The organism is Pilosibacter rotomagensis, assembly GCF_045062245.2.
Lineage (GTDB): Bacteria > Bacillota > Clostridia > Lachnospirales > Lachnospiraceae > Pilosibacter.
In genome coordinates this window covers 3,044,278-3,064,475 of the sequence record NZ_CM170323.1, presented here as the reverse complement: position 1 = coordinate 3,064,475, position 20,198 = coordinate 3,044,278, and the positions used below count along the sequence as shown (strand labels likewise).

14 protein-coding genes are annotated in these 20,198 nt (G+C 49.5%); 11 read left to right on the top strand and 3 right to left on the bottom strand.

The window, feature by feature from the left end:
* The first annotated feature begins 54 nt into the window (after positions 1-54).
* Both ACI3EW_RS13770 and ACI3EW_RS13765 read left to right on the top strand, forming a co-directional pair.
* Positions 55-1,305 carry a TolC family protein gene (locus ACI3EW_RS13770; RefSeq protein ID WP_118533325.1) on the top strand — a complete coding sequence of 417 codons (1,251 nt, stop codon included), beginning with the start codon at positions 55-57 and terminating at the stop codon, positions 1,303-1,305.
* A 558-nt stretch (positions 1,306-1,863) separates the two neighbouring features.
* Positions 1,864-5,253 carry an InlB B-repeat-containing protein gene (locus ACI3EW_RS13765; protein ID WP_405580150.1) on the top strand — a complete coding sequence of 1,130 codons (3,390 nt, stop codon included), beginning with the start codon at positions 1,864-1,866 and terminating at the stop codon, positions 5,251-5,253.
* 157 nt (positions 5,254-5,410) lie between these two features.
* Here ACI3EW_RS13765 and ACI3EW_RS13760 read toward each other — a convergent pair whose 3' ends face one another.
* Positions 5,411-5,842 (bottom strand): hypothetical protein, encoded by a 432-nt coding sequence (locus tag ACI3EW_RS13760; RefSeq protein ID WP_118533321.1) that lies wholly within the window; start codon positions 5,840-5,842, stop codon positions 5,411-5,413.
* A gap of 417 nt (positions 5,843-6,259) precedes the next feature.
* Between ACI3EW_RS13760 and ACI3EW_RS13755 the strand changes: the two genes are divergently transcribed.
* The 4 genes from ACI3EW_RS13755 (at position 6,260) to ACI3EW_RS13740 (ending at position 10,542) form a co-directional block, all read left to right on the top strand.
* Positions 6,260-6,769, top strand: coding sequence for a hypothetical protein (locus ACI3EW_RS13755; protein WP_142412735.1), 510 nt, complete (start codon positions 6,260-6,262; stop codon positions 6,767-6,769).
* Between the two features lie 25 nt (positions 6,770-6,794).
* Positions 6,795-7,472 carry a uracil-DNA glycosylase gene (locus ACI3EW_RS13750; RefSeq protein ID WP_118533317.1) on the top strand — a complete coding sequence of 226 codons (678 nt, stop codon included), beginning with the start codon at positions 6,795-6,797 and terminating at the stop codon, positions 7,470-7,472.
* Between the two features lie 169 nt (positions 7,473-7,641).
* Positions 7,642-8,481, top strand: a complete 840-nt coding sequence (locus ACI3EW_RS13745) for an undecaprenyl-diphosphate phosphatase (protein ID WP_118533315.1) — start codon at positions 7,642-7,644, stop codon at positions 8,479-8,481.
* Between the two features lie 366 nt (positions 8,482-8,847).
* Positions 8,848-10,542: a S1C family serine protease gene (locus ACI3EW_RS13740; RefSeq protein WP_405580155.1), complete on the top strand. Its 1,695-nt coding sequence runs from the start codon at positions 8,848-8,850 to the stop codon at positions 10,540-10,542.
* Positions 10,543-10,767: 225 nt separating this feature from the next.
* Here ACI3EW_RS13740 and gltS read toward each other — a convergent pair whose 3' ends face one another.
* Positions 10,768-11,952: a sodium/glutamate symporter gene (gene gltS / locus ACI3EW_RS13735; protein ID WP_118533313.1), complete on the bottom strand. Its 1,185-nt coding sequence runs from the start codon at positions 11,950-11,952 to the stop codon at positions 10,768-10,770.
* A 644-nt stretch (positions 11,953-12,596) separates the two neighbouring features.
* Here gltS and clpX point away from each other — a divergent pair.
* Positions 12,597-14,210 (top strand): ATP-dependent Clp protease ATP-binding subunit ClpX, encoded by a 1,614-nt coding sequence (gene clpX / locus ACI3EW_RS13730; RefSeq protein ID WP_405580185.1) that lies wholly within the window; start codon positions 12,597-12,599, stop codon positions 14,208-14,210.
* Between the two features lie 46 nt (positions 14,211-14,256).
* Here clpX and ACI3EW_RS13725 read toward each other — a convergent pair whose 3' ends face one another.
* Positions 14,257-15,990, bottom strand: coding sequence for a S8 family peptidase (locus tag ACI3EW_RS13725; protein WP_405580159.1), 1,734 nt, complete (start codon positions 15,988-15,990; stop codon positions 14,257-14,259).
* Positions 15,991-16,252: 262 nt separating this feature from the next.
* Here ACI3EW_RS13725 and ACI3EW_RS13720 point away from each other — a divergent pair, with 262 nt between their 5' ends.
* The 4 genes from ACI3EW_RS13720 (at position 16,253) to ACI3EW_RS13705 (ending at position 20,179) form a co-directional block, all read left to right on the top strand.
* Positions 16,253-16,759, top strand: coding sequence for a signal peptidase II (locus ACI3EW_RS13720; RefSeq protein ID WP_118533309.1), 507 nt, complete (start codon positions 16,253-16,255; stop codon positions 16,757-16,759).
* 88 nt (positions 16,760-16,847) lie between these two features.
* Entirely contained in the window at positions 16,848-17,957 is a 1,110-nt protein-coding gene (gene glf, locus ACI3EW_RS13715; RefSeq protein WP_405580163.1) for a UDP-galactopyranose mutase, read from the top strand.
* Entirely contained in the window at positions 17,950-19,263 is a 1,314-nt protein-coding gene (locus ACI3EW_RS13710; protein ID WP_405580166.1) for a lipopolysaccharide biosynthesis protein, read from the top strand. Before glf ends, ACI3EW_RS13710 begins: the two co-directional genes overlap by 8 nt.
* On the top strand, positions 19,253-20,179 hold the full coding sequence (locus tag ACI3EW_RS13705; protein ID WP_405580169.1) for a glycosyltransferase family 2 protein: 927 nt from the start codon (positions 19,253-19,255) through the stop codon (positions 20,177-20,179). The genes ACI3EW_RS13710 and ACI3EW_RS13705 overlap by 11 nt, the downstream gene beginning before the upstream one ends.
* Positions 20,180-20,198 lie beyond the last annotated feature (19 nt).

The window sequence follows — 20,198 nt, the reverse complement described above, 5'->3', positions numbered from 1 at the left end:
AACGCAAAATGGCATGGAATGTAGTTTGGGAATGAGTTGATGTGAGGTGAAAGAATGAAAACATATAAAAAATGGATGGGCGGTCTGCTATTCGGCGCGGCAATTTTCGCGGCAGCCGGAGGTGGGAACAACGCGGACAGTATCCTCGGAAATATGCATGGATTGATTGCCGGAGCGTTCTCATCCTGCAAAATCATATCTTACGCAGCGGAATCCGATTCCGTAGATTCAAGCCAGATCACGAAGATCGAGTACAGCGATCTGCGGGAATTGATCAAAGCGGGAAACTTTTCCTATCTGCAGAGTCAGGACAGCCAGAACCGCCAGAGTGCGCCCTATGAAAAGATGCACGAGACGTTAAAGGAAGAGTACAACTACCTGAAAAAGATGGCGGACTCCTATAAGGATGACGGCGATACAGAAATGCAGGCACTCTACGAGAATAACGCGAAGAATATCCGCACTTCCATGGCGCAGGTGCAGTCTACGATCAACCGAATGAATTCCGCAAGTCAGGAGAAGACCATGGAGGATCTGGCGGATACCCTGGCGGCATCGGCACAGAACCTGATGAACTCCTACAACCAGATGGCAGCCAATGTGGCGGCGATGGAAAAAAATGTGGAGGCGGCGCAGAGTTCCTACGACGCGGCGGTGAAGAAACGGTCGGCTGGTCTCATCAAGGATACGGAGCTGGAGTCGGAGAAGAGCAGCCTGGAACGGCAGCAGAACTCCCTGGCATCCCTGAAAGAGCAGCAGAGTGAATTGAAGGAAAGTCTTCTGACGCTGCTCGGACTTTCCGGGCGTACCGATGTGGAGATCGGCACAGTCCCGGATCCGGATATGACGGCGATCCGTGCAGTTTCTGTGGAGAATGACCTTCAGACAGCCATCAGCAACGATCCCACCTGGGTCAGCGAGATGAAATCAAAGGTCACCGGAACGGATAACCGGGAGCTCAGAAAGCAGCGGATCAGCGAGGCATCCCAGAACGCGGAGATCAGCCTGAGATCCACATACGAGAATCTCCAGAATGCCGTATCCCAGTATGAGGCAGCGGAGAGCGCCTATTCCGCCGCAAAACAGGCATGGGATACGGTGCAGAAGAAGCAGGCAGCAGGCATGCTCTCAAAGAACGCCTATCTTTCCGGTGAATCCGCATGGCTCTCCGGCGAGGCAGCGATGAATACGGCAAAACTGAATCTCGTCTCCGCCTACGAGTCCTATGTATGGCAGGTGGCCGGTGTTGAGACCGGCGCATCCGCCGGAGCTTCCGGCGGTGGCGGGGCACCGGCCGGAAGATAGAAAAACGTAGCAAAAAGAGTACATGTAAAAGTGTGCTCTTTTTTGCGCTTTTCAGAAAAAATACCGGGGCCGATTTTGGATGTAATAAAGGTGGTATATTTAGTTTATAAATTTTAGAAAATATTCAAATAACTTGTTTTGGTAAAAATTAGTGCTATAATATACCCCGTATGTAAATTGTAAAAATTCTTAAATCAAGCGGAAGTTATAAGGACTTACTTTGGCATGACCACACAAGATAAGAGAATATAATACTGATTTGCAAATAAAAAGAAGGAGAGACTGCACATGAAACAACGATGCTTATCGTTGGTATTGGCAATTAGTATGATCATGGCCTCGGCAAGTCCATTTTCATACGCAAAAGATACCCTGGGGGGGGTATTGCAAAATACTAGAACGACTACTACAGATGAAACAGAAGAGATACTGCCGATAAAGGCAACAGATTCAGAGGCATCTGATATACAGAAATACCCGTTGGATGACAAAGAACACATAGCAAGCGCTTCTAACCCAGCTCTTTTTGCCACAAAAAAGACCAAACAGAAGGCTGATTTGCCCGATGGTATTTATTTATCCCAGTCAGATGGCGATGATGGAAACACGGGACTAGACAGGGAAAACGCAGTCAAAACGTTTGAGCAGGCTAAGAGCTTGATGGAAGAAAACTCATTTGAACATGTATATCTCTGTGGAAATTATGTGATAGACGGAACAGAAGAATGGGATCTGGACGGAAAAACATTGAACCGTTACGGATTTATAAGCTATATGATCGACCTGAAGGGTGAGAACTCAAATCTTACGCTCAGCAATATCGTGATCGATGCGGAGAACACCATTAAGAATCCGGACGAGAGCGAAACAGGAGATTCGATCATTCAGGCATTTCATGGAGGAAGCCTGACACTGAATGATGGCGCGATCCTGGAAAACAATAATGCCCAGATGATGGGAACAGCTGTATTCGGAATCAATGGATTCAATATGACGATGAATGATGGTGCGGTTATTCAAAACAATACCAACCATAACGTGCATTATGGTGGAGCAGTGACAATCGCAAATAATAGTACATTCACGATGAACGGTGGTCTGATCACTGGAAACACGGCGAACCGCGGTGGTGGTGTAGCGGTTATTGGATCCTCAATGGTCATGAATGGGGGTTCCATTGAGAAAAACAAAACCTACACGATAGGCAGCCAGTTCGGCTATGGCGGAGGAATTTATCTTGCGGACTGGCAGGATATGTCAGGAGTAGGTGAAAATCACAATCAGCTGCTTACTTCATTACCGGCTTCGTTTGTTATGAATGGTGGCGAGATTTCAGAAAATGTGGCTCAAACCTATGGCGGCGGTCTTGTAACGTTCCCCCAGTCAGGAAACAATAGTCCGGAGGTTTCGGTTGAAATCAATAACGGCATAATTGCGGATAATGAGGTGACAGACGGAAGCGGTGGAGCGCTTGCGATGTTTTTCAATAGTACAAAATTCCGTATGAATGGTGGAAAGCTGATAGGAAATAAAGTATCAGACTTTGGCGGTGGGATTTTTATGTACAGTATGAAGGGAACCGGCGAGATCTCAGATGGTCTGCTTTCAGAAAATAAGGCAGCCTTTGGTGGTGGAATCATGGTACAAGATAATACCGAACTTTTCATAAAAGGCGGTACAATTTCCCAAAACCAGGCGAGCGGTACAGGTGGAGGCTATTATATCTGGCGTGGGTCACAGCTACGTCAGACAGGCGGTTCCTGTCAGAAAAATAAAGCAGAAAATGCCGGGGGCGCATATATCTCCCCAAATTGTACATTTACCATGACAGGCGGCGATGTATCTGGCAATAATCCGGGCGATCAGAAAAATACTACGGGTGATGGAATATATGTAAACGGCTTTTTTGAAATGGGAGATTCCGCACAGGTCGCTTCCGACAATGATGTGTATCTTCCGACGGATCATTATATAAAGATGATATCGGAATATACAGGAACAACCAGTGAAGCACCAATCATGATTACGAGTGAGGAAGATCATGTCGAGAACCTCAGCGCAATTGGTACAAAATTAGTATTATATACAAATGAAGCCGGTGGAGCGGAGGCAGCGAAAACGGCTGATCTCGACAGAATCTTTGTTCCAAGTAAAAAAATGCATTCAGGGCTGGCGATAGGAGAAAGCCAGCATGAAACGGACTGGATGACATATATTCCAGGGATAAGAATCCATTATGAGTGGGTAGGAACATGCACGCCGTCTGACGCAAAGCCTCCAGTGGATGATGCGGTTCGCGTTAACAGCGCATATACGGCAAAATCGCAGGAGGAATCAGAAGAGGGATATAAATTTGATGGCTGGTATCTGGATCAGGAACTCACTCAGAAATATGTGGATGGAACGACATTGAGCACAGATACGGTTCTTTATGGAGAGTGGAAAGAAGATCCGGATTCCGCATACGCGATCACGATCACACCGATGGATATTACGGTCTATGTTGGCGGCAATGGATACAAAGGCGTAATCGGATCGGATAACCAATTTGCTTCCAATGATCTGCCTGAGATGGGATATTACCTGACTCTTCCGGCAAACATCAGTCAGGCTCTTCAGGATGAGGGAGCGGGCAGTGATGTGAGCGATCATATCGAACTGACCTACGATGATGGAAATGGAACGACAATAGTATGGAATCTGAAGCTTTATGGAGATGAGGAACACAGCTCCTCAACGCTGAATGGAACAGAGCACCGGATTTATCGGATCCTTCCAGGTAAGGTAAACGGCACGGATGAGACCATTCCGGTCGGTCTGAAATTTATGGCACCGGATGGATCTGTCATTGTCAGCTCTGATTTCCCGGTCAAGGAAAATGATACATTCCGCGACTACAAGGTAGATATTTATTCCGTTAACCTGAATGCGTCTCTTATCCGCGCAAAGATCAAAGTGGGAAATAAGACACTCACGCGGACGGTACGTGCGGGAACTGGAAATTTAAAAGTTCGAGGGAATGTGGAAGAAAAGTTTTCTGACGTGACATATGGAGGACCGAAGCTCGAGCTCGATGCTCCTGAGCGGATTCTCGCAAGTGCCGCACAGCCAGATACGATGTACTTTATTAATAAGGGAAATGTCAAAGTGACAGATCCGTCCGGCGTTCGCCTACTGGTGGATCAGAGTCTGGGCGATGGTTCCCTGGCAGAGTATCTTGATAAGAACGTCAATACAGATGGAAGATTTTCGTATATTTTCAAATACCTTGATCTAGTGGACACCCATAATGGAGACGCGTATGTGACAATGGCAGAGGGACAGAAAATGAATGTCTACTGGCCAGTACCGAAAGACGCGTCCAGAGATTCGGAATTTCGGATCATCCATTTTGAGACGCTTCATCGTGAAAGCAACGTGGATACAGGTGAGCAGTTGAGACAGAATCCACCAACCGAGATTTCATGTGAAAAAATTGTGATTGCTGGAAAGGAGTTTATCACTTTTACGACACATTCATTTTCGCCGTTCGCGCTGCTGTATGAAAAAGGCGGCTCTGGATCCACAGATCAGCCGGTTGATCCGAAACCGGATCCATCGAATCCGGGAACTCCGGTTAAATCACCGAGCAACGCGAACCGATCGGATTCCTCCGATGATTCTGATGACTCTGGTTCTTCAACAACAACGAGAAAGAATCAGACGGTAACTACAAATACCACTACATCGACGAATACAACGGAGACAGATCAGACAGCAGGAGGCACGGATGAGACCAATCTTCCGGGTACTACGGGGGAAAATAACGAGTCTACCTCTGAGACGGTAGAAACAGATGAAACAAAGCTTCCGCAGACAGGACAAACCTGGTGGCCGGTATGGTTGTTGATGATGGCTGGCGGCGCACTGATTTTTGCGGGTCGGTCATTGAAGAAACGCGAGAAATAAATAAAATGCAGAGAGGGAGATCGCATATTTGAGATACTATGCGATCTCCCTTTTTACAGAAAAGAAAACATAAAAAAAGGCTATCATGAAAAGCAAATTTTTGGTAGGAACCGGCCTTATCATGATTGCGGCGGCCTTATGTCACAGGCTAAGTGAGTCAAAGAAATTTCTTCATATGATTTCTGAGATTTTCTTCCATCCCGGTGAGCTCGTCCGCGAGTTCCATGGCGGCCTTTGAGGCACCGGAATACTGATTTTTATAACCGCATATGGTCTTGATCCCCATATTACAGCCGTCAGTGACAATACTGGCGGCTTCTTTGTCTCCGCCTTTTGCCATCATCCTCATTTCTGTGGACATCCAGGACCAGGCGGATGCCATTTTGCCCGGCTCTTTTCCCTGTTCTTCCATGGCACGCAATGTCTTTTTGATCCTCAGATCGAGATCCTGGTGCTTTTCATAGCTCGCAGTGATCTCATTCCATAATCCCTGATCGGAAACAAAATCCCGGATCTGTTCCAGACTCTCCGCCGCCATCGCGCATCCGGAATCGCATTCCCGGAGCAGATCGACTGTGTGTTCTTCCATTGTGATCATCCTTTCTATTAAGAAGGTTTTACAGGTCAGCTTCCGTGTGACGGATGATAAAAAATCCGTCATGGATCAGGCTGATCCGTATATATGAAAAGTATGGGAAAGACAGAAGAAAAATATACATTTTGTTATGGGCAGGAAGTGAAAGCGGATCGGGAATCTCTTTGAAAAATGCAGACGGAATTTCGGACATGCGACTTTGTGCGGAGAAATTTACGGATCGGGCTCCGGTATGGACAGAAAAATTTAAGAAAATTAAAAATAAAGAGAAAAATGGATCAGTTGAATCAAGAACCTATTTATGTTATGATGGTAACGGTCGACAAAAAATGGCAGAAAATAGAAATACAGCGCGAAAAAGAAGTGCCGGTCCGGCGGAGCGCAGTTTCTGCCAGATATTGGAGGAAACATTTGGAAAAGACAGAAGCAGAGAAGATCCTGAGGGAAAAACTGGGATCCGCGGAGAAGATCCTTGTCGGGATCGGCTCTGAATGGAAGAAGAAAGAAGGCGCGGAGGAAGAGGAAATCCTCCATGCGGCTGAACAATTAAAGAAGTTTCTGGATGGAAAAGACTACTATATGATCACGTCCCTGGCAGACGAGGACGCAAAAAGACTCCCGTTTGATGCCGGACATATCGCGGTCCCGCACAGCGTATCCTTTACGGAAGAAAACTGGAAATCGTACACGCTGTGGCTTTCCTGCACCTTAAACAGGAATACGGTGCTTCTGGAGCTCGGGGAGAATTATAAAGATCCGTCCCTGATCCGCTGGCCGTTTGAGAAGACGGCGATGTTAAACAATAAGGCGTATCTGTTCCGTGTCCATAAGATCTTTTCGCAGGTTCCGGAAGAACTGGCCGGAAAATCATGTCCGGTGGCGGAATCATCCGTGAAATTTGCGGAAGAGTTTTTCGACTGATGTATCAATACTACAAGGAGGAAATATGGCTGCGATCGCAAATGACTGGTTAGCCCCGATGAGCGGGGAATTCAAAAAGCCGTATTACAGAAAATTGTATGAGACCGTAAAGAACGAGTACGAGACAAAGGAGGTCTACCCGGCGCCGGATGACATCTTCAACGCGTTCGCGTTCACGCCTCTCGCCAAAGTAAAAGTCGTGATCCTGGGACAGGACCCGTACCATGAGCCGGGGCAGGCCCACGGGCTGAGCTTCTCCGTGAAGCCGTCGGTGGAGATCCCGCCGTCTCTCATAAACATTTATAAAGAGCTTCATGAGGACTGCGGCTGTTATATCCCGAATAACGGGTATTTAAAGAAGTGGGCCGACCAGGGCGTCATGCTCCTGAACACGGTCCTCACAGTCCGCGCCCATGCGGCAAACTCCCACAAGAATATCGGCTGGGAGGAATTCACGGACGCCGCGATTCGCATCTTAAATGAACAGGACCGCCCGATGGTGTTCATCCTCTGGGGACGCCCGGCGCAGATGAAAAAACCGATGCTGACGAACCCGAAGCACCTGATCCTCGAGTCACCGCACCCGAGCCCGCTGTCCGCCTACCGCGGATTTTTCGGCAGCCGTCCGTTCAGCAAGACAAATAAGTTCTTAAAAGAACACGGCCTGGAGCCGATCGACTGGCAGATCGAAAACGCCAACTAGCAATCTGGCGTGCGTCAGCGGGTTCGGAAAAATGCGCCGCAAGCTTGCTTGCAGAAGCATTTTTTTGAACCTGTTGACATAGGGCGGATGCCCGAAGCTTCTTGTTTTCATGACAATGAAAACAAGAAGACCGCACGCTATATTCAAAATATAAAGCATAGGAGTGAATATGAGTAATTTTATTGAATTTCTGAAGATCATCGTATTCGGTGTCGTAGAAGGTTTCACCGAATGGCTTCCGATCAGCAGTACCGGACACCTGATCCTGGTGGAAAATATCGTCCACCTCAACGTCTCTGAGGACTTTATGAACGTGTTCCGCGTTGTGATCCAGTTAGGTGCGATCCTGGCCGTCCTGGTCCTGTATTTCAGACGGCTGAACCCGTTTGATCCGGGAAAGAAATCGGCACAGAAACGTGCAACCTGGCACTTATGGTTCAAGATCGTGATCGCGTGTCTCCCGGCGGCTGTCATCGGAATCCTGTTTGATGATGTTCTGGATAAGTACCTCTACAATCCGTATGTCGTAGCGGCAATGCTGATCATCTACGGTGTGATCTTCATCGCATTTGAGAACCACAATCAGTATGCGGAGGCGCGGGTAAAGAAGGTCTCCCAGATCAGCTACCAGACCGCCTTCTATATCGGTTTATTCCAGCTTCTCGCCCTGGTCCCGGGTACATCGCGATCCGGCGCGACGATCCTCGGCGCGATGATGCTCGGCTGCTCCAGAACAGTAGCATCCGAGTTCACCTTCTTCCTTGGAATTCCGGTCATGTTCGGCGCCAGCCTCTTAAAGATTGTTCACTACGGACTCGCATTCTCCGCGATGGAACTCTTCTTCATGGTGGCAGCGATGGTGATCGCGTTCATCGTTTCCATGTATTCGATCCAGTTTTTACTTGGATATGTCAAGAAACATGACTTCAAGTTCTTCGGATATTACCGTATCGTCCTTGGCGTGATCGTCCTGATCTACTTCGGACTGACTGCGATCCTTGCAAAATAGATCCTGTATTGTTAAAAAAAACATTCATATGAAATCCCGGGCTGTATGAGGAATGGCTGATCTCCTCATATAGCCCGGGATTTCCTGTTTCATAGGAAATTCCTATAGAACGTCCGGTTAAACGAAAAGACACTGTGTACAGAAATGTGATTCCATTTCACAGAACTATCCATGATTCATCACACTTTCATCACAATTCACTGGTACACTATGTCATGTAGTTGAGGGGAAGGAAAAAAGAGATCCCTTAAATACGAAAGACAAGATCTGAAAGCATCTGGCAGACAGGTTTTCCGAAGAAAGGCTGATCCGGATGCAGAAGAAATGATCAGAAATATCACTCGTTACAGAAAGGAGATACCTGTTATGTATGATGAAAATAAATGGAACGAAATGAACAATGAAAATGAAAAGAAGGACGGCGGGGAGCCGGTAAATGCGCAGAACGCTCAGAACGCACAGCAGCCGCAGAACCGCCCGCAGGATGCACAGCAGTCCCAGGGACAGAGCGAACACACCGGAAGACAGATCTACGGAAGACTCGGCGGTGCTCAGAGCGGTCAGCCATATAACGGAAATGCCCAGAATCAGAACCAGAACGGTTCCTACTACGGCGGACAGCAGCATCAGCAGTATTACGGAAACCAGAACCAGTACACAAACCCGTATCAGCAGTATGATTACTACCAGGGACATGGACAGAATCCGAATCAGAACGGAAACAGCCACCATGCTCCGAAGAAGAACCAGCATATGAAGACAGCGGCTCTCGTCACAGCGGCGGCACTTCTCTTCGGTGTTGTCTCCGGAGGTACGATGTACGGAGTCAACCGTGCGGCGAACACCCTGTTCCCGTACCAGAGTTCCCAGGCGAGCGCTTCCAGCGAGACGATCGGTCAGACTTCCCAGGTCCCGGCGGCGAACACCTCCACATCATCCAGCAACGGTGTTGTTATTGAGGATGTATCCGCGATCGTGGATGCGACACTTCCGTCCGTTGTATCGATCACGAATACCCAGCTCTACCAGAGCAACAGCTGGTTCGGACCGTCCCAGACTTACGAAGTTCCGAGCAGCGGTTCCGGCATCATCGTCGGACAGAATGACTCAGAGCTTCTGATCGTCACAAACAACCACGTTGTCAGCGACACCGAAGGTCTTACGGTCACATTCGCAGATGAGAGTACCGCAGATGCAGCGATCAAGGGAACCGATTCTGAGGCAGACCTCGCAGTGATCGCTGTTCCGCTCGACAGCATCTCCGCTGACACAAAGAGCAAGATCAAAGCGGCAACACTCGGTGATTCCGACTCCTTAAAGATGGGCCAGGGCGTGATCGCGATCGGCAATGCACTTGGACTTGGCCAGAGCGTCACAGTCGGACATGTCAGTGCATTAAACAGAGAGATCAAAGTTGACGATACCACAAAGACCGTGATCCAGACAGATGCAGCCATCAACCCGGGCAACAGCGGCGGAGCTCTTTTAAACTCCAAAGGTGAGGTCATCGGTATCAATGAAGCAAAGTATGCAGATACAAGTGTTGAGGGCGTCGGCTATGCGATCCCGATCTCCAAAGCAAAAGCGATCATCGATGATCTGATGACAAGAACCACAAAGATCGCTGTTTCCGAATCAGAACAGGGCTATCTCGGGATCCAGTTACAGAACATCGACGAGTCCATGGCAAAGATGTACGGAATGCCGCAGGGCGTCTATGTTTACAAGATCATGGAAGACTCCGCAGCAGCAGGATCTGACCTTCATGAGAAAGACATCATCACAAAGTTAGACGGTGAGAAGATCTCCAACTATGCAGACCTTGCAAAGCTTTTAACTTACTATAAATCCGGTGATACTGTAACTCTTACCGTACAGTCTCTTGTCAACGGCAGCTACCAGGAGAGAGAAGTCCAGGTAACCTTAAAGAACCGTCCGGCAGAAGCTGACAATGGAAACAGCCAGGATCAGAGCCAGAGCCAGGATCAGAGCCAGAGCCAGGATCAGAGCCAGAGCCAGGATCAGAAACCGGCACAGAGCCAGTCAAAGATCGGCAAATAAAACAGAAACAGAACAGGATCTGCAGCCCGCAGATTAAGGCGGGAGGCAGAAAGAAAAGATAAAAAGCAGGAGCGCCATCCGGATCCATCCGGACAGGCGCTCCTGCTTTTTGCTATCCGGTCTGGGAACCGGCAGCGGGGAAGGTTTGGTATAGAGGTTTTTCCCTGCACGGTGAAAACACAGGAGCCGCGGCAGGAATCTATCAGAAATTCCTGAAGATGGAATTTACAGGAAATTCATGAATGTCGTCAGTACCATGGAGTTGAAGAAGTCTACAAACAGACTTCCGACAAGCGGTACGATGAAGAATGCTCTCGGAGCTGCACCGTAGCGCTCAACGAGTGCTCTCATGTTTGCCATCGCGTTCGGGGTAGCGCCCATGCCGAAGCCGCAGAAAGCGGTGGTCATAGCAGCTGCTTCGTAGTCACGTCCCATCACGTTGAATACAACGAAGTTTGCGTACAGGAACATGACAACGGTCTGGACAAGAAGAATGACGATCATCGGAAGAGCGAGCGCTGCTAACTGCCAGAGCTTTAAGCTCATCATTGCCATGGAAAGGAACAGGTTTAAGGAAAGTCCGCCCAGGGCGTCGATCTCGACCATCGGAAGTTCTTTGTTCTGGACATCCCAGATATTGCGGATCGCTGCTGCTGCGAGCATGGCGCCGATGTAAGTCGGGAATGTCAGGTGGCATACATCTTTGAAGAATGTGAAAATAAGAGTACCGAGACCGATGGCAACCGCTAAAAACATTGCGGATGTTGTGAATTTCTGACCATCAACGGCTGGCATAACCTCAGCTGTCTCGTTGCCTTCCTCAGCTGCTGTGGATTTCAAGTGGAGTTTTTCAACACGGGCGCGGGCGATCGGGCCGCCCATCATGCTTCCGGATACAAGTCCGTATGTAGCTGCCGCGAGAGCAACAGTGGTAGCGCCGACAACGGCATAATCCGTCTCAAGAAGCGGTCCGAAGGAACCGGATGTTCCGTGTCCTCCTACTAACGGCATGGAACCCATACATAAACCGAGCAGCGGGTTTAAACCAAAGGCTGCTGCGAGTCCGCTGCCGACTGCGTCCTGGATGACACAGATCGCGACCGCGAGACCGAGGAACATGAATACCTGGATGCCGCCTTTCTTTAAGAGACGGAAGCAGGCTGTGAATCCGACGCTGCAGAAGAAGATCGTCATGAAGACACTCTGTAATGTCGTGTCAAAGGAAAGTTCCAGGATCCCGGCTGCATATAATGCCAGATGAGCCAGCGCAAATACGATACCGCCGGCAACCGGTGCCGGGATGCAGTACTTGCTTAAGAATGAAAGTTTGTTGACCATGAGTCGTCCGAGACAATAGACGAGTGCGCCGAGAGCGCAGGCCTGATACATGTCGAGCTGTAAAGTAATCATAAGATACCCCCTCTTATTTTTTGGTAATTGTTCAATTATGCAAAAATCTGTGCAGGGAGACGAACGGAAAATTTGCATCCATAAACATCTCTGTGTACAAGCTGCACAAAAACCTGAACTTATCACCAATTTTTTGCTACAATTTCATCATAAAACCTCACTACAAAAAAATTCAAAAAAATACAGGGGGGAAGATTCAGATAGCGCTAAGCAAAAAAGCACATCTGTCTGGAACTTTGCGGCAGGCTTTTTGTTGCGAGTCCTGCGGATTTGCATTATAATAGTGGATAATTCGTAATCATTCAGTAGGTCTGTGCACTTGCTGCGCTGACCGTAATAAAACACAGGCTTGAAGGCAAAAATCCCATCGGCGAAGCCGATTTAAAATGGATTTTTGCTCGTAACTTGCCATGCATCCGAAAGGAAGCTCCGGGGGAGGTTCCTGTAGGTGTGAGGGCACTGAACAGTTACGGTAATTCTGAAAAATTCAGAAAGAAAAAAGATTCCGTGGATTTTGAGCGCATTTTGCAGAAAAAAGAGCGTATGTGGTGGCTGCGAAAATACGGGATATTTGCAACGATAGAAAGATCAGGAGAAATACATTGGAAGACAACAGAAATAACGGATATGAAAAAGTCTGCTGCATGTGCAGACGGACGGAGAACCAGGCGGGAAAGATGATCACACTGCCGGGCGGACTGAACGTGTGCAGGGACTGCATGCAGAGATCGTTTGACATGATGATGGGAAGCGGTATGGACTGGACAAAGATGTCTGGGTTTACGCCGGAGATGCTGAAAAATATGTATCTGGATCCGGAAAAAGCTAAAGATGTGATCGGACATACCGGTGACGGCGAAAAAGAGGAAGAGCAGACTGCTGCAAATACAGCTGATCCTGCAGACAATGCGGATGAGGACAAAACCCAGACTGTGGAGGACGCGGATGAGTCTGATGACAATGAAGATTTCGAAGAAGATGGCGAAGAGATGGAAGGAATCCCGCTCGGAAACATCTTCGGGATCCCGGTCGGTCAGATCGACCTCGGAGCCCTGATGGGACAGGGACATAAACGCTCAAAGAAAAAGAAGAAAAAAGTGAAGAAAGAGCTGTTCAAGCTCAGCGAGATCCCGGCTCCCCACGCGATCAAGGCGCAGCTCGACGAATATGTGATCGGACAGGAACAGGCGAAAAAGGTGATTTCCGTCGCGGTTTATAACCATTATAAACGTGTATTCTCAAAGACATCCCCGGATGCGGAGAAGTACGGAACAGATATTGAGATCGAAAAATCGAATATCCTGATGATCGGACCGACCGGAAGTGGTAAGACGTATCTTGTAAAGACACTTGCGAAACTTCTCGATGTGCCGCTCGCGATCGCGGACGCGACTTCGCTGACGGAAGCCGGATATATCGGTGATGATATCGAGAGCGTTCTCACAAAGCTTCTCGCGGCGGCGGGCGGCGATATCCAGAAGGCGGAGATGGGGATCGTATTCATCGATGAGATCGATAAGATCGCGAAGAAGAAGTCCACGAATACCCGCGATGTCAGCGGTGAGTCTGTTCAGCAGGAGCTCTTAAAGCTTCTTGAGGGAGCGGATGTGGAAGTCCCGGTCGGAACAGGGCAGAAGAATGCCATGACTCCGATGGAAATGGTCAACACGGACAATATCCTCTTTATCTGCGGAGGTGCGTTCCCGGATCTTGAAACGATCATCAAGGAGCGCCTGACGAACACAACGTCCATCGGATTCGGCTCCGACCCGAAAGACAAGTACGATAAGGATCCGGACATTCTCTCAAAGGTCACAAACCAGGATCTCAGGGAGTTCGGAATGATCCCGGAGTTCCTCGGAAGACTTCCGGTGACAGTGACACTCCAGGGACTCACGAAGGACTTCCTGGTGCGGATCTTAAAGGAGCCGAAGAATGCGATCTTAAAGCAGTACCGGAAGCTTCTCGCAATGGATGAAGTCAACTTAAACTTTGATGATGACGCATTGGAATGGATCGCGGAACAGGCTTTAAAGAAAGACACCGGCGCGAGAGCGCTCCGTGCGATCATCGAGGAATTTATGCTCGATATCATGTTCGAGATCCCGAAGGACTCGGAGATCGGTGCTGTGACGATCACCCGCGCGTATCTGGAAAAACACGGCGGCCCGCGGATCGAGATGCGGGAGTATTCTACGGCGGACAAGAAGGCGGCTGCTCTGCCGGGGCCGACGGAAGCCTGTTACAAAGCTGAATAAATATGAATCCTGCTGATAGTGTCTGCACGGCATCGGATGTTATAAATTAAAGGTTTCTGAGATGTAAAAAAGCTTCATACAGATTCAGCGTTCCATATCCGAACTCACGGTTCGGGTATGTGAGCGCTGGATTTCTTTGTGCCCCACGGACGAAGATGGACTTTAGCACCGGCGTGTTGAGATACGGATAATTTGCATTGAGGACGCCCCAGTTCAACAGGATCGCCGCGGCACCGGCGAGGTGGGCGGCGGAGACGGAGGTGCCGGACATTCTTGTGAGACGTCTTCCTGAGACGGACGCGCCTAAGATGTTGACACCCGGGGCAGCGAGGTCCGGCTTTATCCGGCCGGACAGGCTGTAGCCGCGGCTGGCGTGGATGTAGATGCTGTTTTTGGTGTGGTCGTAGGCGGTGACAGTGATGGGATACCGGGCATTTCCGGGATCTGTGATGATCGTATCGGGATCCGGGCGGAGAAAATAGGTCTCATCGGTGATAAAGCCCCGGACCGGCAGCCAGAGATGAAAGGTCTCACGGATGTCCAGAGAGTTCCGTATCAGGATCCGCCAGATCCCGGACATGGGGTTTTCGAAGCGCATAAAGATAAACTGGCTTCCGGCGCTCACATCGGCGATCTGGGTGTAGACTGTGATCTGGGTCTGTTCCAGGAGAAAGGACACCGTGTTCTCGCCCCGGAGCGGAACGGAAATCTCCCGCGCAACTTCGCCGGTCGGTGAGATAAAGCCTACCGTGTAGACACCCATGTTCTCTGCCCAAAGTTCCATGGAAAAACCGGCTTCCCGTTCCCCCACCCGCAGCTCCGCGGTGACTTCATCCGTGCTTGCGTCCATGACAGCCCGGAAGTGATGTCTTGCCCCGGTCTCGTTCCCGGCAGCGGTGATGACGGCGGAACCGTTAGAAAGGCTGACCTGGTTTAAATACTGCCCGAGGCGGCTCATTCCCATGTGGCTTCCTATATTGGTGCCGAGAGGAATGCAGACGACGAGGGGCATGGAGTATTTTCTGGCGAGAAAATAGAGATAGGAGACGCCCATCATGATATCGTTTTCCTGGTAGGCCTCTGCCCCGTCCCGGATCAGGTAGAAGTCACGGAGATACTGCTTGGCGGGTTTTAATTTCACCATGGCGATGGATGCCTGCGGTGCCGCCCCGGAAAATCCCGCCCGTTCATCCCGGTTCCCGGCGGCAATGGAAGCGAGAAATGTTCCATGTCCGTTTTCGTCCCGGGTGGGGACGATGGAGGCGGGATTGTCGGAGTTCAGGGCTAGGTTGATCTCCTCGGCAGTGTATTGCGTGCCGTAGAGAGCTGAGAAGGCAGAAAATGGTTTTACAGTTTCATTCTCTATATTGTTAGAATTATCTGAATTATTTGTCTGGTCCCATATCCCAATAATTCTTGTACTTCCATCTACATTCCGAAACAGCGAATCTGTATAATTGATCCCCGTATCCACAAATCCCACAATAACTCCCGCGCCCTGATTGTTCAGCACCGGAAGCTCCCCCGCTGGCGTGATCCCGGCAGCATCCATACTTGTGACATCCAGAAGACTATATAGCTTCGGAACTGCCGAATATGTATAGGAAGTATAAGTAGAAGGTGTCACCGTGGAGAGCGGAACATAGACGACCGCCAGTGTAGAATTCACAAAATCAATGCAGTCTGTCCCCTGTGAACGAATAAACTCTTCAGGTGTAGTAAAATAAGGCGCGATAAAATCCGCAAAATCTTCCGACGCGACAGAATTTGTACATGACATGGCTGATACTCCGCAGAAAATGGTTCATACTATATATGTATATGAGGGACAAGGGCACATGTTCCCAAAAAAAATTACAGGATCAGAAAACGGGAAGAGGAACGAGAGGCGTAAATGAAATGGGTAAGAAAACGTGTGAAAATGGCGCCGCGGTCTGACCGTGAAATAAGAAATATATGGACGGACCCTTTAAAATGTTGTAATATAAGGATATCTGTGAAAGTATGCAATCATGTAAGATAGAAAAGAAAGGGGAATCGCAATGTTTGGATTTTTGACATTCGGAACGACGCTTGCGCTTACAGATCTGGCTGTGAAAAAAGAGATCGAAGCCAGACCCGATGAAGAATTCCCGAAAACCGTGAAAGAATCAGGCGGCCTGATCCGCCTCTACAAAAACCACAATCCGGGCTTTTCCTTCGGATTCATGAAGGAATACCCGAAACTTGTGGAGATGGTCCCGGTCTGCATGCTGTCGGCGGTAGCCGGTGCATGGGCGTATGTGATCGGAAAGAAGGGACGCGTGCTGGAGAAGACGGCGCTGACCCTGGTGCTGGCCGGCGGAGCGAGCAACCTTTATGACCGGCTCAAACGCGGATATGTGGTGGACTATTTCAGCATCCAGTGGAAGAAACTGAAAAAAGTGGTCTTCAACCTGGGTGATATCTTTATTTTTGCCGGATCTGCCCTGTTTGCGGCAGTCCAGCTCGTGGAGGAGGTCCGCGAAATTCTTCCGAAAGAAAAAATCTTTGTTAAGGAAGAAGAGTAATTCAGGCAGCAGGACACAAAATCCAGCTCACCCATGCTGCAAAATACATCGGCGCAGAAAAGCCGGGACAATGAGGAGAACAGTCTATATGAAGAAACAATATGATTACCTGTTAGTGGGCAGCGGACTTTTCGCCGGAGTTTTCGCGTACTACGCAAAAAAAGCCGGAAAGACCTGCCTCGTTCTTGAGAAGAGAGGACATGCAGGCGGAAACATCTACTGCGAAAATATCGAGGGCATCAACGTACACCGCTACGGCGCCCATATCTTCCATACCAGTAACAAGGAAGTCTGGAACTTTGTGAACAGCCTCGTGGAATTCAACCGCTACACAAACAGCCCGGTTGCGAACTACAAGGGCGAGATGTACAACATGCCGTTCAATATGAATACCTTCAGCCGCATGTGGGGAATCTCCACTCCGGAGGAGGCAAAAAAGATCATCAACGAGCAGAGAAAGGTCATCAAGGGCGAGCCGAAGAACCTGGAAGAGCAGGCCATCAGCCTTGTGGGAACCCACATCTACCAGAAGCTTGTCAAGGGCTACACTGAGAAACAGTGGGGCAGAGACTGCAAGGAGCTCCCGGCTTTCATCATCAAACGTCTTCCGGTGCGCTACACCTATGACAACAACTACTTTAACGATCTCTATCAGGGGATCCCGATCGGCGGCTACAATAAGATCACAGAAAAGCTCTTTGAGGGCTGTGAGATCCGCCTTGGAACCGACTATCTGGCGGATAAAGCGAAATATGATGCGCTTGCGGACAAGGTCGTGTATACAGGAACCATTGACAGCTATTTTGACTACTGCTTCGGAAAACTCCAGTACCGCAGCCTGCGGTTCGAGACGGAGGTCTTAGACTGCGACAATTATCAGGGCAATGCGGTCATCAACTACACCGACCGCGAGACTCCGTACACGAGGATCATTGAGCACAAACACTTCGAGTTCGGAACCCAGGAGAAGACAGTCATCACGAGAGAGTACCCAGCGGAGTGGACCGAGGGTATGGAGCCATACTATCCGGTAAACGATGAGAGAAACCAGGAATTATATAAGAAATACGCGGAACTTGCTGGAAAAGAGAAGAGTGTGATCTTCGGCGGAAGACTTGCGGAATACCGCTACTATGATATGGATAAGGTCATCGAATCCGCACTTTCCTGCGTAAAGAAGGAATTCGGAAATGAATAACCGGCCAAAGGTGCCCCACGGATTTGCAGGACTCATCATCGGTGACGGATCCGCGGTATCGGAGCAGAAGAACATTATCTGGAATATGATCGGAAGCTTCCTCTACGCCTTTGCGTCCATGGTGCTCTCTATCGCGGTGGTCCAGCTTGCGGGCGAGGACGCGGGCGGAGTGTTCACCTTCGCCTTTACCACCTTCGGACAGCACATGTTCATGGCGGCGTACTTCGGGATCCGTCCGTTCCAGATCACGGATACCGGGGAGAAGTACACCTTCGGTGACTATCTCGGGCTGCGTCTCATCACCTGCGGCCTCGCGATCCTTGTGGGCTTTAGCTATGTGATGGTCAGCGGCTATACCTTTGAGAAAGCGGCCATCGTATTCCTGATGGTGGTCTACAAGGTCATCGATGCTCTGGCAGATACATACGAGGCGGAATTCCAGCGCGGCGGAAGACTGTATCTGACAGGAAAATCCAATGCATTCCGGACGATCCTCTCCGTGGCATGTTTCCTCGGAAGCCTCGCACTGACGGGAGAACTTCTGACGGCCAGTATCTGGGCGGTGGGCGCGCAGATCGTGGGATTTTTCCTGTTTGACTTCCTCGTGATCCGGGAACTCCCGAATGTGACATGGAAGTCGGCGCGAGGAAAGAAATTCCAGCTCTTTCGGGATAATATCCTGTTGTTTTTCTCGGTGGTTCTGGACTTCTATATCTTTTCCGCATCGAAATATGCCATTGAGGCCAATATGGCGGACCGTGATCTCGCAGTCTACGGCGCGATCTTTATGCCGACCAGCGTGATCAATCTGGTTGCCGGTTTCGTGATCCGCCCGTACCTCACAAAGCTCGCGGTGGACTGGGAGACCGGACACTTAAAAGCATTCCGGAAGATCATCAGGAATCTTGCCCTGATCATTGCGGCGCTGACAGTCCTCGCAGTGGGCGGCGCATGGCTGCTCGGCATTCCGGTGATTAGCCTGCTGTACCCGAACCTGCGGGAGGGGCTTTCCACCTGCCGTGCGGCACTGGTACTCATCATCCTTGGAGGAGCACTGAATGCGTTCATGAACCTGTTTTATTATTCGCTCATAATTATGCAGAAACAGAAGTTCATCATTCTTGGATATGCTTTCGTCAGTGTGCTGGCGGTCCTTTCCTCCGGCTGGTTTGTCCGGACGGGCGGGATTCAGGGCGGTTCCTTTGTATACATGCTTTTGATGGCGGCACTGATGGTATTTTTCGGAATCTTTTCGGCAGGCTTTATGAAACAGAAAGAGAGAGCACAAAAACATAATGAAGGTTGATGTGATCATCCCGGTCTACGGTCCGGGAAACAGATTGTTGGAATTATTTGACCAGTTGGGACACCAGACCGTACCGGTGGATCGGCTGATCGTCATGAATACAGAAAAGTCCCTGTGGGATAAGTGGACGGAGACTCTGGAACCGGGAAAACTTCCGGAAAATCTCTCCGTGTACCATGTGACGAAGGAAGAATTTGACCACGGTGCCACGAGAAATGCAGGGATCGAACATTCCGACGCGGATGTCTGTGTCTGCATGACTCACGACGCGCTTCCGGCGGACACGGGGCTCTTAAAAGCCCTGACGGACGCGCTTTTTGCAGAGAAGGATATCGCCGTGGCATATGCGAGACAGCTTCCCGCAAAGGACTGCAATATCATCGAGCGCCACACGAGAGAGTTCAACTATCCGGACAAAAGCCGGATAAAGAGGCTCTCGGATCTCGACACGCTTGGAATCAAGACATACTTCTGTTCCAATGTCTGTGCGGCATATAAGCGGGAGATCTATATGGAGCTGGGGGGATTTATCCGGAAGACGATCTTCAATGAGGACATGATCTTCGCGGCGAAGGCCATGAAGAACGGATATGCGGTCTGCTATGCGGCAGACGCAAGAGTGATCCACTCCCACAACTACACGGCGGTGGAGCAGTTCCACAGAAATTTCGATCTTGCGGTCTCTCAGGCGGATCATCCCGATGTATTCTCCGGGATCCGGTCTGAGGGCGAGGGGATCCGCATGGTAAAGGACACCGTGCGCTGGCTGGTAAAAACGGGGCATACATACCTCGTGCCGAAGCTTGTGGTGGACAGCGGGTTTAAATATATGGGATATCTCGCAGGAAAGCGGTATAAAAAGCTGCCGAAGGCATTGGTAGTTAAGTTATCTATGAACCGGAATTACTGGAAATAGAGTTGAAAATTATGTAAAA